The 1,056-nt window shown below is 75.0% G+C and carries 1 protein-coding gene; it reads right to left on the reverse strand.

The window, feature by feature from the left end; genetic code table 11:
• Positions 1-91: 91 nt before the first annotated feature.
• The gene (locus FOE67_RS26670) at positions 92-871 is read right to left on the reverse strand and encodes a lysophospholipid acyltransferase family protein (RefSeq protein ID WP_182667384.1); all 780 of its coding nucleotides are present in this window, start codon (positions 869-871) and stop codon (positions 92-94) included.
• Between the last annotated feature and the right edge of the window lie 185 nt (positions 872-1,056).

Below are 1,056 nucleotides of genomic sequence, written 5' to 3' on the forward strand. Positions count from 1 at the left end.
GAACCACCGCCCGCGCCCCCCCGAGCACCCCGCGGCCCCCGTCACCCGGGATCGGGTGACGGGGGCCGCGGGGTGCTCGGGGGCAATCGGTTCAGGCGGCGCGTGCCCCGGAGGCCGGGTCCTCCCCGGCCCGTCGCGCGGCGGACCCGCGCGGCGCCATCCGGGTGACCGTCGGGCCGGCGGGGGCCGCCTCCGCGGCCTTGGCCTTGGTGGCGTACATGTCGACGTACTCCTGGCCGGAGAGCCGCATCACCTCCGCCATCACCTCATCGGTGACCGCGCGCAGCACGTAGCGGTCACGGTCCATGCCCTCGTACCGGGAGAAGTCCAGGGGTCGGCCGAAACGCACCGTCACCCGGCGCCCCGGACCGACCCGGGGCAGCCCGGCCCCGCCCGGCTGGATGCGGTCGGTGCCGATCATCGCGAACGGCACCACCGGGGCACCGGTCATCAGGGTGAGCCGGGCGATCCCGGTGCGCCCGCGGTACAGCCGTCCGTCGGGGGAGCGGGTGCCCTCGGGGTAGATGCCGAAGCACTTGCCCTCCTCCAGCACCCGACGCCCCGTCATCAGCGCGGCCACGCCGCCGTGACCGCCGTCGCGGTCCACCGGGATCATCCCGACCCCGGTGAAGAACCAGGCCATCAGCCGCCCCTTGGGCGATCTGCCGGTGACGTACTCGTTCTTGCCGATGAAGTACACCCGCCGTCCGGTGACCAGCGGCAGGATCATCGAGTCGATGAAGGTGAGGTGGTTGCCCGCCAGGATGACCGGCCCCTCGCCGGGGATGTGCTCCGCGCCCTCCACCCGGGGGCGGAACAGGAGCTTCAACAGCGGCCCGAGCAACGACTTGAGCAGCAGGAAACGGGACACGGACCCTCCGGGTGGGACATTCCGCGCGCGAGCGCGCGCCGATGGCACCCTAGCGCGCACGGCGCCCCGGGGCCCACCCCGATCGGCCGGCGGACGGACCCCGGGGGCCGAACGGGGCACCCTCGGGGCGGGCCGGGTCCCGTCGCCGACGCGTCGCCCGACGTTCGCCCCCGGGACACGTCCCC

Source organism: Streptomyces calidiresistens (assembly GCF_014141525.1).
In the GTDB taxonomy this organism is placed as follows: domain Bacteria; phylum Actinomycetota; class Actinomycetes; order Streptomycetales; family Streptomycetaceae; genus Streptomyces; species Streptomyces calidiresistens.